Annotated in this window: 9 protein-coding genes; 8 read left to right on the forward strand and 1 reads right to left on the reverse strand. The window is 73.5% G+C overall.

The window, feature by feature from the left end; translation table 11 throughout:
- Positions 1-3: 3 nt before the first annotated feature.
- Complete coding sequence (locus AB0G10_RS03285) at positions 4-1,677, reverse strand: alkaline phosphatase D family protein (protein WP_360915710.1); 1,674 nt, start codon at positions 1,675-1,677, stop codon at positions 4-6.
- 141 nt (positions 1,678-1,818) lie between these two features.
- On the opposite strand from AB0G10_RS03285, the gene ftsY reads away from it, so the two are divergent.
- The 8 genes from ftsY to AB0G10_RS03325 all read left to right on the forward strand — a co-directional run bounded on the left by ftsY (position 1,819) and on the right by AB0G10_RS03325 (position 13,753).
- Complete coding sequence (gene ftsY, locus AB0G10_RS03290) at positions 1,819-3,018, forward strand: signal recognition particle-docking protein FtsY (protein WP_360915713.1); 1,200 nt, start codon at positions 1,819-1,821, stop codon at positions 3,016-3,018.
- Between the two features lie 47 nt (positions 3,019-3,065).
- On the forward strand, positions 3,066-3,863 hold the full coding sequence (locus tag AB0G10_RS03295) for an aminoglycoside phosphotransferase family protein (protein ID WP_014447157.1): 798 nt from the start codon (positions 3,066-3,068) through the stop codon (positions 3,861-3,863).
- Positions 3,864-4,036: 173 nt separating this feature from the next.
- Positions 4,037-5,407, forward strand: a complete 1,371-nt coding sequence (locus AB0G10_RS03300; RefSeq protein ID WP_360915716.1) for an ammonium transporter — start codon at positions 4,037-4,039, stop codon at positions 5,405-5,407.
- 33 nt (positions 5,408-5,440) lie between these two features.
- Positions 5,441-5,779, forward strand: coding sequence for a P-II family nitrogen regulator (locus tag AB0G10_RS03305; protein ID WP_041830256.1), 339 nt, complete (start codon positions 5,441-5,443; stop codon positions 5,777-5,779).
- Between the two features lie 5 nt (positions 5,780-5,784).
- Positions 5,785-8,055 (forward strand): [protein-PII] uridylyltransferase, encoded by a 2,271-nt coding sequence (locus tag AB0G10_RS03310; protein ID WP_360915719.1) that lies wholly within the window; start codon positions 5,785-5,787, stop codon positions 8,053-8,055.
- A gap of 73 nt (positions 8,056-8,128) precedes the next feature.
- Positions 8,129-10,582 (forward strand): glycosyltransferase family 2 protein, encoded by a 2,454-nt coding sequence (locus tag AB0G10_RS03315; RefSeq protein ID WP_360915722.1) that lies wholly within the window; start codon positions 8,129-8,131, stop codon positions 10,580-10,582.
- A 57-nt stretch (positions 10,583-10,639) separates the two neighbouring features.
- Entirely contained in the window at positions 10,640-11,686 is a 1,047-nt protein-coding gene (locus tag AB0G10_RS03320; protein WP_360915725.1) for a class I SAM-dependent methyltransferase, read from the forward strand.
- Between the two features lie 3 nt (positions 11,687-11,689).
- On the forward strand, positions 11,690-13,753 hold the full coding sequence (locus tag AB0G10_RS03325; protein ID WP_360915728.1) for an acyltransferase family protein: 2,064 nt from the start codon (positions 11,690-11,692) through the stop codon (positions 13,751-13,753).
- Positions 13,754-13,791: the final 38 nt, after the last annotated feature.

Raw genomic sequence — 13,791 nt, forward strand, 5'->3', positions numbered from 1 at the left:
CACCTAGAACTTGACGGCCGCCACCTCGAAGAGGTCGCCGTCCTTCGAGGTGCCCTCGATCCGGGCCGTGGCGGTCTGCCCCTCGATGCGCAGGGTGCCGACCGCGTTGCCGAAGTACGGCCCGGCCAGCCGCTTCCAGCGGACCGCCGGTTTGGCCACACCGGCGGACTTGGACAGCCCGCGGGCCACCCGGGCCACCGCCCGCGACCAGCTGGCGCGCATCAGCGGGCGCAGCGGCGCGGGCACCTGGTTGTGGATCGGCGAGCAGGTCAGCTGCATGACGGGGGTGGGCAGCGGGTGCCCGAACTCGGCGCGGGCCACGTACGAGTGATGGACGTCACCGGAGAGGACGCTGATCGAGGCGGGGGCGGCGTAGGCCCCGCCCGCGCCGACCCGGTGCCCGATCGGGGTCGGACCGCCCTCGCCCAGCCGCCGGAACAGCTCGCCGAGCGCGTCGAACGACTTGCCGAACGCGGCCCAGTGCTCCAGGTCGAAGGCGCGCCGCATCTTCTCGCCGAGCGCGGCCTTCCAGGCGGTCGGCGACTCGGCGATCCGCTCGTTCCACGCCTCCAGGTGGTGGATGGCGGGCGGCATGAGCCACGGCAGCGACGAGCCGATCACCAGGTGGTCGTAGTCGCCGTGGGCGCGGTCCAGGAACCAGTCCCACTCGGCGGCCGGCAGCATGGCCCGCGCGCCCGGCGTGAGGACCCGGTTGCAGCGGTTGTCCAGGACCACGAGGCGGGTCCGGCCGAGGTCGAGCGCGAAGCTCCACTGGTAGGGCTGGTCGGTGTTCTCGGCCGACTCCGGCTCGTCGACCGACCGCCCGAAGTCGCGCATCAGGTCGGTGGCGTCGCCGGCCGTCGACACCTTCTGGAAGAGCGGGTCGGCGGCGAGCTCGTCCGGTCCCAGGTTCCCGAGGTGCTGATAGATCCAGTACGACGCGAGCCCGCCGGCGATCCGCTCCCGCCACCACGGCTGCCGCGCCATGTCGGCACGCCAGGACGCCGAGGTGTTCCAGTCGTCGATCAGCTCGTGGTCGTCGAAGATCATCACGCTCGGCACGGTGGAGAGCAGCCAGCGCACCTCCGGGTCGCGCCACGACTCCAGGTAGAGCTTCGTGTACTCCTCGAAGCCGACGACCTGGTTGTCCGGGCCCTGATGGCCGTTGCGCCGCCGGGCCCGGATGAACCGGCGCACCTTCGGCGAGGTCTCGTCGGCGTAGACCTGGTCGCCGAGCAGCACCAGCAGGTCGGGCCGGGTGCGCGAATCGGTCATCAGCCGCCGGGCGAAGGCGTCGAGCGCGTCCGGTGGCAGCCTCTTCCGCGCCGACTGCGGGGTCGCCTCCCGGCACGATCCGAAGGCGAGGTTGACGGGCTCGCGGCTGTCGTCGGTGCTCCGGGTCCGGATGACCGAGGGAGGGTACGGGGAACCGGCCGCCGGCCACACGGTCCGGTCGTCCAGCGACACGGTGTAGGACTGGGCCGCGTCCGGGACCAGGCCGGTCACCACGACGAGGGCGTAGTGGTGCCCGTACGCGGAGAAGGTCGCCGCGGAGCCGGCGGCGCCGCCCTCGGCCTCGACCCGCACCTCGGCGGGCTCGCTCGTCTCCAGCCAGATGGTGGCGCGGTCGCCGGTCACGCGCCGCAGCACCGGGCCGATGAGCAGTTGCGCGGTCACCGGGCAGCGCCGGGGTAAAGCCGCATTCGGGTGCCTCCACAGGTGTTCACAAGGGGTGCCCCATACTCCGCCACCTCTACCCGGAATCGCCAGTGCGCGACCCTCGCCACGGCGGTTCGGCTCATCTGTCAGGATTCGGGCATGGAATACGTGGTCGCCGCAGTGATCCTGCTCGTCGTCCTGGTCGCGGGCGCGGTCGGGCTGGTGGTGCCGAGGATGCGCCGCCGTGAGCTCCCGCCACCGCCCTCCGCGGGCTCGACCACCACCCTCGAGCGCCCGCCCGCCGTCCCGGCGGTGCCGGACGAGGAGATCCCGCCGCTGATCGAGCGGCCGGTCTCGCCCGCGCCGGTGGTGGAGGAGGCCGCGCCGCCGGTCGTCGAGGAGCCCGCCGCCCCCGAGCTCGAGAAGCCGGAGCCGACGGCCGGCCGCCTGGTCCGGCTGCGCGCCCGGCTCGCCCGCTCGCAGAACGCGCTGGGCCGGGGCCTGCTCAGCGTCCTCTCCCGGGACCACCTCGAGGAGGAGGACTGGGAGGAGATCGAGGAGAGCCTGATCACCGCGGACGTCGGTGTCGAGGCCACCCAGGTGATCGTCGAGCGTCTCCGGGAGCGGGTCCGGATCCTCGGCACGCGCACCGTCACCGAGGTCCGGGAGCAGCTGGCCGAGGAGCTGACCGCGGCCCTCGAGCCCGGCATGGACCGCAGTCTCAAGACCACCCCGCACGAGGGCCGCCCGGCCGTCGTCATGGTCGTCGGCGTGAACGGCGCCGGCAAGACCACCACCTGCGGCAAGATCGGCCGGGTCCTGATCGCGGACGGCCGCAGCGTGCTCTTCGGCGCCGCCGACACCTTCCGGGCGGCCGCCGCCGAGCAGCTCTCCACGTGGGGCGAGCGGGTCGGCGCCGAGACCGTGCGCGGCCCCGAGGGCGGCGACCCGGCGAGCGTGGCGTTCGACGCCGTGAAACGGGGTATCGAGGTCGGCGTGGACACCGTGCTGATCGACACCGCGGGCCGGCTGCAGAACAAGGTCGGCCTCATGGACGAGCTCGGCAAGGTGAAGCGGGTCGTCGAGAAGCACGGCCCGGTCGACGAGACCCTGCTGGTGCTCGACGCCACGACCGGCCAGAACGGCCTGGAGCAGGCCCGGGTGTTCACCGAGGTGGTGGATGTCACGGGTGTGGTGCTGACCAAGCTGGACGGCACGGCGAAGGGCGGCATCGTCATCGCGGTGCAGCGCAAGCTGGGCATCCCGGTCAAGCTCGTCGGCCTGGGCGAGGGTCCGGACGACCTCGCGCCGTTCGAGCCGGCGGCCTTCGTCGAGGCCCTCATCGGCGGGGACGCGTAGGCTTCGAGACGGTCGGCAGGTACGGAAGAGATCCCGGGAGGACGTTGGTGACGCAGGAGCCGGTGCGCGAGATTCCGCTGCACGGTGGCAACGTCAGCACGGTGTCCCGGATCGGTGACACGGTCCGGCGTAACGCGGGTCCCTGGACCCCGGCCGTGCACGCCCTGCTGAACCATCTGGAACGGGTCGGTTTCACCGGTTCGCCGCACGCGCTGGGCATGGACGAGAAGGGCCGCGAGGTCCTCTCCTACCTGGACGGCGAGTGCGGCGAGTACCCCCTGGCCCCGCACTGGGTGACCGAGGAGGCGCTGGTCACCGTCGGCACGATGCTGCGGATGTTCCACGACGCGCAGTACGGCTTCGTCCCGCCGCCCGGCGCGGTCTGGCGCTCGTTCGGGCCGCCCCCGCCGGACACCGAGGTGATCTGTCACCACGACGCCGCCCCGCACAACGTGGTCTGGCGGCCGGACGGGACGCTGGCCCTGATCGATTTCGATCTCGCTTCGCCGGGCTCACGGCTCTACGACGTGGCGTACGCCGCCTGGACGTGGGTCCCCCTCTTCAGCGACCGCGACTCCTACACGCTCGGCTGGAAACGGCCGAACCGGCCGCGCCGCCTGCGCCTGTTCGCCGACGCGTACGGATTGATCCCGCGCGACCGGCACCGCCTGGTCCGGACCATCCGGAAGAGGATCGTGGACCACGTGGAGGGCATCCGCAGGATGGCCGCCGCCGGCGACCCGGCGTTCGTCCGGATCGTGCACAAGGGCCACCTGCGCCGCCCGATGAGGGACCTGCGGCTGCTCGACTACGAGCGGCACACCCTCGAGTACGCGCTCCGCTGACCCCTCCGGGGGGTTGTGAGATTTTCTTCACACGTCGGAAACACGCCGTCACTCGCCGGTAATCGCTCGAAGACCGTCCGCGAAACAGCGGACCGGAAAGCTTCGCGCATCCGGCCAGGGGCGATGCCGCCACGCTGCGCCGTGAAGGAGGGAATCCTACCTAGGAGGCCAGCGTGCCTGAAGCACCGACGATCGATACCGGCAACACCGCGTGGCTGCTCGTCTCCACCGCACTCGTGTTGCTCATGACCCCTGGACTGGCGCTGTTCTACGGCGGCCTGAACCGGTCCAAGGGCGTACTGAACATGATGATGATGAGCTTCAGCTCCATCGGGCTCGTCTCCGTACTTTGGTTCTTCTACGGCTTCTCCATCGCCTTCGGCACCGACCAGGGCGGCGTCATCGGCAACATCGGTGACTACCTCGGCACGAAGACCTTCCTCGGCGAGGGCGACCTGTGGGGCGCCAGCGCGGAGAACCCGAGCGGCACCGGCATCCCGCTCTACGTCTTCATGGCCTTCCAGATGATGTTCGCGGTCATCACCGTGGCTCTCATCAGCGGCGCGATCAGCGACCGTACGAAGTTCAGCGGCTGGCTGCTGTTCGCCGGCGCGTGGGCCACCCTGGTCTACTTCCCGGTCGCCCACTGGGTCTGGGGCGGTGGCTTCATCTACGACCTCGGCGCCCTCGACTTCGCCGGTGGCACCGCGGTCCACATCAACGCCGGTGCGGCCGCGCTCGCCCTGGTCCTGGTGCTCGGCAAGCGTCTCGGCTGGCCCCGTGAGGCGATGAAGCCGCACAACATCCCGCTGGTCGCGCTCGGCACCGGTCTGCTGTGGTTCGGCTGGTTCGGCTTCAACGCCGGCTCCGAGCTCACCGCCGACTCGATCACCGGTCTCGCCTTCATCAACACCCAGCTCGCGACCGCCGCGGCGGTCCTCGGCTGGCTGATCGTCGAGAAGATCCGCGACGGCAGGCCGACCCTGGTCGGCGCGTCCTCGGGCGCCATCGCCGGCCTGGTCGCCATCACCCCGGCCTGTGCCTTCGTCGCCCCCTGGGCCGCCACCCTGCTCGGCCTCGTCGCCGGCGCGGTCTGTGCCCTGGCGGTCAGCCTGAAGTACAAGCTCGGCTACGACGACTCGCTCGACGTGGTCGGCGTGCACTTCGTCGGCGGCTGGATCGGCTGCCTCTGGATCGGCCTCTTCGGCGACAGCGCCGTCAACTCGCTGGTCGCGAACGACGGCCTGTTCATGGGCGGCGGCGTGAAGCAGCTCGGCATCCAGGCGCTGAGCGCGCTGATCGTGACGGTCTACTCCTTCGTGGTGGCCTTCGCGCTCGGCTTCGTGATCAAGAAGACCATCGGTTTCCGGGTCTCCGAGGAGGCCGAGATCGACGGCATCGACCTCAACGAGCACGCCGAGAGCGGCTACGACCTCACCCAGGCCGGTGGCAGCGGCGGCGGCGCCTTCGCGATGGCCGGTCTCAAGCCCGGTACGACCGCCGCTCCGGAGACTTCCCCGGTCAGCGAGAAGGTTTCCGGTTAAATACTGATGGCTGCTCCGATGGAAGGACTGAGCATGAAGCTGGTGACCGCGGTCATCAAGCCGTACCAGCTCGACGCGGTGAAGGAGGCTCTGCACGCCCTGGGCGTCGCCGGGCTCACCGTGAGCGAGGTACAGGGATACGGCCGGCAGAAGGGACACACCGAGGTGTACCGGGGCGCCGAGTACACCGTCGAGTTCCTGCCGAAGATCAAGGTCGAGGTGCTGACCGACGAGATCGACGTCGAGAAGATCGTTGACGCCGTCATCACGGCCTCGCGCACCGGCAAGATCGGTGACGGGAAGGTCTGGGTCACGTCGGTCGACGACGTGGTCCGGGTCCGCACCGGCGAGCGCGGCCTCGACGCCCTGTAGACGACATGACCAACCCGTTGAGTGAGCCGCCGGCCCCGCCGGCCCGCCCGGCCGCCGGTGGCTCACTCGACAAACTGCGTGACCACATCGGCGCCGCGTCCCGGAACGAACGGGCCGCGGCGCTCGACGTGTGGCTGACCGAGCTCTTCCCGTCCCACGTACCCGGAGTGAGCCTCCTGGCCGTGGGCGGTCTGGGCCGTCGGGACTGCGCGCCCTACAGCGACCTCGACCTGGTGCTCGTGCACAACGGCACGGCCGGGATCGACCGGATCGCCTCCGGCCTCTGGTACCCCATCTGGGACGCCCGCGTCGGCCTCGACCACTCGGTGCGGACCCTGCCCGAGGCGCTCTCGGTGGCGCACGACGACGTGAAGGTGGCGCTCGGCCTGCTCGACGCCCGGCACGTCGCCGGCGACCCCGCCCTCTCCGCCGAGATGATCGCGGCGACCGGCGACCAGTGGCGGCGGACCGCGGTCCGGCTGCTGCCGCAGCTCCGCGAGCTCACCACCGCGAGATGGACCCAGCACGGCGAGCTCGCCTTCCTCCTGGAGGGCGACCTCAAGGAGGCGGCCGGCGGCCTGCGCGACCTGACGCTGCTGCGCGGCATCGGCCGGGCCGGCATCGCCGACACCATGCGCCCCGCGGTCCGCGCGGCCGGGCTGCGCCTGCTCGACACCCGCGACGCGCTGCACCTCGCGGTCGGCCGCCGGGTCGACCGGCTGGTCGCCCAGGAGCGCGCCGCGGTCGCCGACCTGCTCGACCTCGAGGACGCCGACGCGCTGCTGCGGCGGGTCTCGGGCGACGCCCGCACGATCGCGCACGCCGTCAACGACGCCTGGCGCGCGGTGGACCGGCTGCGCAGCGGACGCCGGCGCGGCGGGCCCCCGGCCGGGCCGTCCCGCCGCCCGGTCGCCCGGGACGTGGTGGAGCAGGACGGCGAGCTGGTCCTCGCCCGCACCGCCATCGGACCGGTCCCGGACCCCAGCCTCTCGCTGCGCGTCGCCGCGGCCGCCGCGATCGTGCGGCTGCCGATCGCCCGCGCCACCTCGGAGTGGCTCGCCGCCTTCTGCCCGCCGCTGCCCACGCCGTGGCCGCCGGCCGCCCGGGCCGCCCTGATCTCGCTGCTCGGCTCCGGGCCCGGCCTGCTGCCGGCCTGGGAGACCTGCGACCGGTACGGCCTCATCGACGCGTGGCTGCCCGAGTGGGCCCGGATGCGCAGCCTGCCCCAGCACCACCCGATCCACCGCTACACCCTCGACCGGCACCTCGTGCAGGCCGCGTACGAGGCGACCCGGTTCACCCGCGAGGTGGACCGGCCCGACCTGCTGCTGCTCGGCGCGTTCCTGCACGACGTCGGCAAGGGGCTGCCGGGTGACCACAGCGTCGTCGGCGCCCCGATCGCCGCCGCGATCGCGGCCCGGATCGGCCTGCCCGCCGCCGACGTGGCGACCGTCGAGAAGATGGTCCGGCTGCACCTGCTGCTCCCGGACGTGGCGACCCGCCGCGACCTGAGCGACCCGAAGACCATCTCGACGGTGGCCGAGGCGGTCGGCGACCCGGCCACCCTCGACCTGCTGCACGCACTGGCCCGGGCCGACTCGCAGGCCACCGGCCCGGCCGCCTGGTCGGACTGGAAGGGCCGGCTCATGGCCGAGCTGGTCCGCCGGGTGCACACCGCGCTCGACACTGGCGAGCTGCCCGAGCCGCCGCAGCCCGACCCGGAGCTGCTGGAGGGCGGCCTGCCGGTCGTGCACCTGGACGGCGACCGGGTCGCGGTGGCCGCGGCCGACCGGCGGGGCCTGCTCGCCGGGGTGGCGGCCTGCCTCGCGATGCACCGGCTCGACGTGGTCGCCGCGAACACCGCGACGGTGGACGGGCGGGCGATCGTCGAGTTCTACACGTCGCCACGGTACGGGTCGCCGTACGAGCCGGTGGCGCTCGCGGCGGATCTGCGCCGCGTCGCCTCCGGGGACGTCTCGGTGACCCAGCGTGTGCGGGCCCGCGCCATGAGCGCTCGCGGCGGCACGGCCTCGCCCCGGGTGGTGTGGCAGCGCGCCGCGGCCACCGACGCGGTCGTGCTGGAGCTGCGCGCGGCCGACTCGCCGGGTCTGCTGTACCGGGTGACCGCCGCCCTCGACGAGGCCGGCGCCGAGATCAGGGCCGCCCGGATCTCCACTCTGGGCGGTGACGTGGTCGACGCGTTCTACCTGGTCGGCACGTGGGCCGACGCGGCCGGCCGGGACCGCGTGGAGGCCGCCGTCCTGTCCGCCGTGTGAGTCTCGTCGTCACCCCGGGCCGTCGCGTCGCGTTGGACTGATCGACACCGCGGGGTACACGGACGGAGAGTCGATGGCCGAGGCGCAGCCGGTGGCGTTGCTGGACGATCACGTAACTTTGGCCGGCGCCGGGGCGGAGTTGTCGCTGCCGCACACCGCGATGCGCAACCGCTCGGTGGCAGCGCGGAGTGTGCTCTGGAGGGCGGCGAGGGCGAGCGGGACACTCGAGGAGTTGCTCGAGGCGGCCCGATCGGGGGACACCCGGCCGCTGCGCGGGTTCCGCCGCCGGGCCGATCCGGCGCTGCTGGCCGGCCTGGCGCAGACCATCGCGCTGCAGGACGAGCTGCCCGGCGACCGGGAGGACGCGCTGGCGCTGTACGCGCTGATCCGGACCGGCCTCGGCGCGCGGGCCGTGCCGCCGGCCCACCAGGCGCTGCACACCCAGCTCGCGTACGCCTGGCAGGGGCCGGCCCAGGCCCGTGACCTGCTCGCCGCGTACCGGCGGATCCCGCAGCCGGCCCGGGAGACCCTGGAGATCGACCTGGCCAACCCGTACGCGGGCGGCTCGGTCCCCGAGGAGACCTGGCTGGCCCGGTTCGGCCGGCTCTTCCCGGCGCCCGCTCCGGCGCTGATGGCCGCCCCGGAACGGCTGCCGTTCGACCGGCTCACCACCGCGCCGGCCGCGTCCGTGCAGTCCGACCAGCGGGTCACCGTCGTGGTGACCGCGTTCCGGCCCGGGGTCGGGCTGATCACCGCGGTCCGGTCGATCGCCGCGCAGACCTGGCGCAACCTGGAGATCCTGATCGTCGACGACGCGTCGCCGCCGGAGTACGACGCGGTCCTCGCCGAGGCGGAGGCGCTCGACGACCGGGTCCGGGTGCTGCGCCTGCCGGAGAACAGCGGGACGTACGCGGCCCGCAACGCCGGCGTCGAGGCGGCCCACGGCGAGTTCGTCACGTTCCAGGACTCCGACGACTGGTCCCACCCGCGCCGGGTCGAGCTGCAGGTCCAGCCGCTGCTGCGGCGTACCGACGTGGTCGCCACGACGTCCGAGGGGATCAGCGTCACCGACCAGCTCGTGATGACCCGCCCGGGCATCCGGCGCGGCCGGGTCAACGTCTCCTCGCTGCTCTTCCGGCGCGAGGCGGTGACCCTGCGGATCGGCTGCTTCGACCGGGTCCGCAAGGCCGCCGACTCGGAGTTCATGGAGCGCATCCAGGCGGCGTTCGGACCGGATGCGGTACGGCGGGTCGCCAAGCCGCTCGCGCTGATCCGGCTCTCCGAGGGGTCGCTGTCCCGGGCCGAGATCCGCGCGTACTGGATGCACCCGGCGCGGACCGCGTACATGTCGGCCTACCGCTGCTGGCACGCCTCCGGTGAGCCGCTGCGGCAGGAGCCCGGCGGCCGGGAGCGCCCGTTCGTGGCCCCGCCGCACCTGACCGGCGGCGCGGCCGCGCCCGGCTGGGACGTCGTGGTGGCCGCCGACTGGCGTTTCCTGGCCGGCACCCAGCGGGCCGCGCTCGCCGAGGTGCGCGCCCTGCGCCGGGCCGGCCTCGCCGTGGCGATCATGCACCTCGAGTCGCTGCGCTCGGTGCACCGGCAGCGCCGGTCGCTCAGCCCGGGCGTGCAACAGCTGATCAATACCGGTCAGGTGACCCAGGTGCTGGAGAGCGACCGGATCGAGGCCGGGCTGCTCCTGGTCCGGCAGCCCGAGGTGCTCCAGTTCGCCCCCGAGGGCGGCTGCGGCCTGCGCCCCCGCCGGGTCCTCCTGGCCGCCGACCGGGCGCCGGCCCGGCCGGACGGCAGCGACCGCCGCTACACGGTCGAGGCGGCCTCCGCGGCGGTGCGCCGGCTCTACGGGGTGGATCCGCTGTGGTGCCCGCAGGACGCCGGGGTGCGCGCCCTGCTGGAGGGCGCCGACCTGACCGAGTTCGATCTGTCGATCACGGTCCGGCCGGAGGACGTGCGCCGCCCGCTGCCCGACCCGGCCGGCCCGCCGGTGGTGGGCCTCGACCTCTGCGACGCCGGCGAGTGGGCGAGCGACCTGGCCGCGATCCTCGCCGTGCCCCGGCGCTGCAAGGGCGCCGACGTGCGGGTACGGCTGCCGGAGAACCCGCTGCGACCGGGCACGCTGCCGGTGGACTGGCTGGTCTACGAGGCGGGCGATCTGGACCCTCGTACGTTTGTGGCGCAGTTGGATTTTTATCTGCATTTCCCCCCGGATCAGGCGCCGGAACTGCTCTCCCGGCCGGCCCTCGAAGCGGCCGCGACCGGGTGCGTCGTGCTCGTGCCCGAGCGGTTGAGGGACGCCTACGGGGATGCCGCGGTGGCCTGCCGCCCGGCCGACGTGCCGAAAGTGATCCGCCGTTTCCAGACCGAGCCCCGCCGGTGGGCCGAGCAGAGCCGCCGTGCCCGCGCCGCGATCGCCCGTGATCACCGGCCGGACGTGCTCGCCGAGCGGATCGGCGCGCTGGCCCGCCCGCCGGCCGGCACACCGGCCCAGCGGGTGCCGGGCTCGGGGGCGTAACGGGGGCGTGTCCACCCGCGTTACCGAGGGTGAACGCAGCGATGAGGAGTGCGGACTATGAGTTCCCTGACCCGAATCGGCCGGCGGGCCGTCCGCCGGCTGCCGAGCCTTTCCGGACGACAGGCGGCCGCCCTGTGCGGCGCCGGCGTCCTCTGCGCCGGTGTCGCGGCGACCGCGCTCACCGGCTACGACCGGGTGGCGACCGCGCTCCTCGGACTGCTGGCCGGCGTGACGCTCGCGGTCCTGCTCGTGGTGCTGCGCCGGCTCGCCGGCGTGCAGAAGGCCGGGCTCGCCGCCCAGCGTGACCTGCGCACCACGGTCGAGGAGATGCAGCGCCGGCTGGTCGCCGCCGTGGAGCGGGAGCGGCTCACCGCCGGCGACCGCCACCTGGAGCTGTCCGAGGCGGTGGCCCGGGTCCGGCAGGTGATGGACCGCAAGGCCGGCTCGGCGCAGGTGCTCGGCCTGCCGCGCGAGTTCGAGGCCACCGTGCAGCTGTTCCAGGGCTTCGTGCCGCGCGCGCCGATGCCGTCCTCCGGCGACTGGGCGCTGAACCCGACCGACCTGCTGGAACTGCTGCACCTGATCCGGATCCGCCAGCCCCGCCTGGTGCTGGAGCTGGGCAGCGGCACGTCGACGGTGTGGATCGCGTACGCCCTCGAGCAGTCCGGCGGCCGGCTCATCTCGCTGGACCACGACGCCGAGTTCGCCCGGCGCACCCGCGCCACGCTGGCGGCGCACGGGCTCACCGAGGTGGCCGAGGTCCGGGACGCGCCGCTCACCCCGGCCTCGATCGACGGCCGCGACTACCCGTGGTACGACCCGGAGACCCTGGCCGACCTGCACGACATCGACTTCGTGCTGATCGACGGCCCGCCCGCGGCGGTCGGCGAGGGCGCCCGCTACCCGGCCCTCCACATGATCGAGAAGCGGCTCGCCGACCGGGCGACGCTGGTCTTCGACGACGCCGGCCGCAAGGACGAGCAGGCCGCGCTCACCGCCTGGACCGAGCGGTTCGAGGGCCTGACCCGGGAGGGTGAGATCCTCGGCCGGCACGCGGTGCTGGCGTTCGCCCGTCCCCCCGCGATGGCCGCCGCGCACGGCTGATCCATGACCACGACGCTCCCACGACCCGACGTCCGTCCGGCGCCCGCCGCGGCACAGCCCCGTCACCGGCACCGGGCGGACATCGAGGGCCTGCGGGCCGTGGCGGTGCTGCTCGTGGTGCTCGCCCACGTGGGTGTGCCCGGCGTGGCCGGTGGATTCGTCGGCGTCGACGTCTTCTTCGTCATCTCCGGCTTCCTGATCACCTCGCTGCTCCGGAGCGAGCTGCTCGGCACCGGACGCCTGGACCTGCCCCGGTTCTACGCGCGCCGGGCGGTCCGGCTGCTGCCGCTGGCCACCCTGGTGATCGTGTCGACGCTGGCGACCGTCTGGTTCGTCGCGCCGCCGACCCGGTTCCCCGGCTACGCGGCCGACGCGGTGGGCGCCGCCACGTACACGATGAACCTGCGGCTCGCCGACGCCGGCACCGACTACTTCGCCGACCAGGCGCCCTCGCCGTTCCAGCACTTCTGGTCGCTCGCCGTCGAGGAGCAGTTCTACCTGGTCTGGCCGGTGCTGATCGGGCTCCTCGCGTACTGGGGCCGGCGCCGGCGGTGGCTGCCCGGCGCGGTGCTCACGCTCGGCACGCTCGGCTCGTTCGCGTGGAGCGCGCACGAGCTGGGCCGGGCCGTGCCGTGGGCGTACTTCGGCTCGCTGAGCCGGGCCTGGGAGCTCGGTGCGGGCGCGCTGCTCGCCCTCCTCATGACCGGCCTGCATCGCCGGCGCCGCTGGCTGGCGTGGGTCGGTCTGGCCGCCTTGGTGGCGGCCGCTTCCCTGTACGACGAGACGACCCCGTTCCCGGGTCCCGCGGCCCTGCTGCCCGTCCTCGGCACGATCGCGGTGATCGCCGGCGGCGGCAACCGGCTGCTGGAGACGTTCCCGATGCGCTGGATCGGCCGGATGTCGTACGGCTGGTACCTGTGGCACTGGCCGCTGCTCTTCCTCGCCCCTCCCGGCCTGTGGATGCGCGCCGCTGTCGCCGTGGGAGCCCTCGGCCTCGCCGCCGTGAGCCATCACCTCCTGGAGAACCCGGTGCGCCACCATCGCTTCTGGCTGCCGTACCCGCGGCGCGGCCTCGGCCTCGGGTTCGCCCTGTCGGCCGTCGCGGCCGGCCTCGCGGCCCTCGGCATGATCTTCCCGCCGCTCGTGCCGACCGGCGCGGCCGTACCGGACGCCCGCAAGGTGATGGCCCGGGCCGTCGACCCGGCCGGCGAGCTGAAGCAGATGATCGCCGACGGGCAGTCGGCCGGCAGGCTGCCGGAGAACCTGACGCCCGCGTTCGAGACTGCCGCCGGCGAACGGTCCGCGCCCCAGGAGGAGGGCTGCCACGTCGGCCTGACCGGCCCGTTCAAGCCCACGTCGGGGTGCGCCTACGCGAACGTCGACGCCGGCCGCACCGTCGTCCTCTTCGGCGACTCGCACGCCCTCCAGTGGTTCCCGGCCATGGAGGAACTGGCCCGCCGGCACGACTGGCGGCTCATGGTCTACACCCGCAGCGCCTGCAGCCCGGCCGACCTGGCGCTGCAGGAGCGGCGGTCACAGACCCGGTACACCGCGTGCGACACCTGGCGCCGGCAGATCCTCCGCAAGATCGGAAAGCTGAGCCCCGACCTCGTCGTGGTGTCGTCGAGCGTGAACTACCGCGCCCTCCTCACCGGCGACCCGGCCGACCCCGAAGCCGTCTGGCGCTCCGGCTGGCAGCGCACCCTCGCCACCCTGAAGCGCACCTCCGGCGCGGTGGCGATCCTCGGCGACACCCCGTTCCTCGCCGGCGACCCGGCCGACTGCCTGGCCACCCGCCCCGCCGCGATCGGCACCTGCGCACCACCCGCCGACATGGTGGTCCTGGAGCCGGGCTGGCGGGCCATCCAGCGGGCCACGGCCAACGCCGCCAAGGTGCCCACCATCGACCCGCTGCCGTGGCTGTGCGCCGCGCGGTGCCCGCTCGTGGTCGGCAACCGGCTGGTCTATCGGGACAGCAACCATTTGACGGCGGCCTACGCGAAGTTGGTGGCGCCACTGCTCGATCCGAAGCTGCCGTGGGAGGGGCCGGCGCCGAAGGGTCGCTGAGCCGGGCCGGCTGTACGGGAGAGCGGCATTTCGGGCGT

The organism is Actinoplanes sp. NPDC023714 (assembly GCF_040639855.1).
GTDB lineage: Bacteria > Actinomycetota > Actinomycetes > Mycobacteriales > Micromonosporaceae > Actinoplanes.

Coding starts and splice junctions, on each gene's coding strand:
- ftsY (WP_360915713.1), top strand. CDS start 1,819: ATGGAATACGTGGTCGCCGCAGTGATCCTGCTCGTCGTCCTGGTCGCG.
- AB0G10_RS03305 (WP_041830256.1), top strand. CDS start 5,441: ATGAAGCTGGTGACCGCGGTCATCAAGCCGTACCAGCTCGACGCGGTG.
- AB0G10_RS03310 (WP_360915719.1), top strand. CDS start 5,785: ATGACCAACCCGTTGAGTGAGCCGCCGGCCCCGCCGGCCCGCCCGGCC.
- AB0G10_RS03315 (WP_360915722.1), top strand. CDS start 8,129: ATGGCCGAGGCGCAGCCGGTGGCGTTGCTGGACGATCACGTAACTTTG.
- AB0G10_RS03320 (WP_360915725.1), top strand. CDS start 10,640: ATGAGTTCCCTGACCCGAATCGGCCGGCGGGCCGTCCGCCGGCTGCCG.
- AB0G10_RS03325 (WP_360915728.1), top strand. CDS start 11,690: ATGACCACGACGCTCCCACGACCCGACGTCCGTCCGGCGCCCGCCGCG.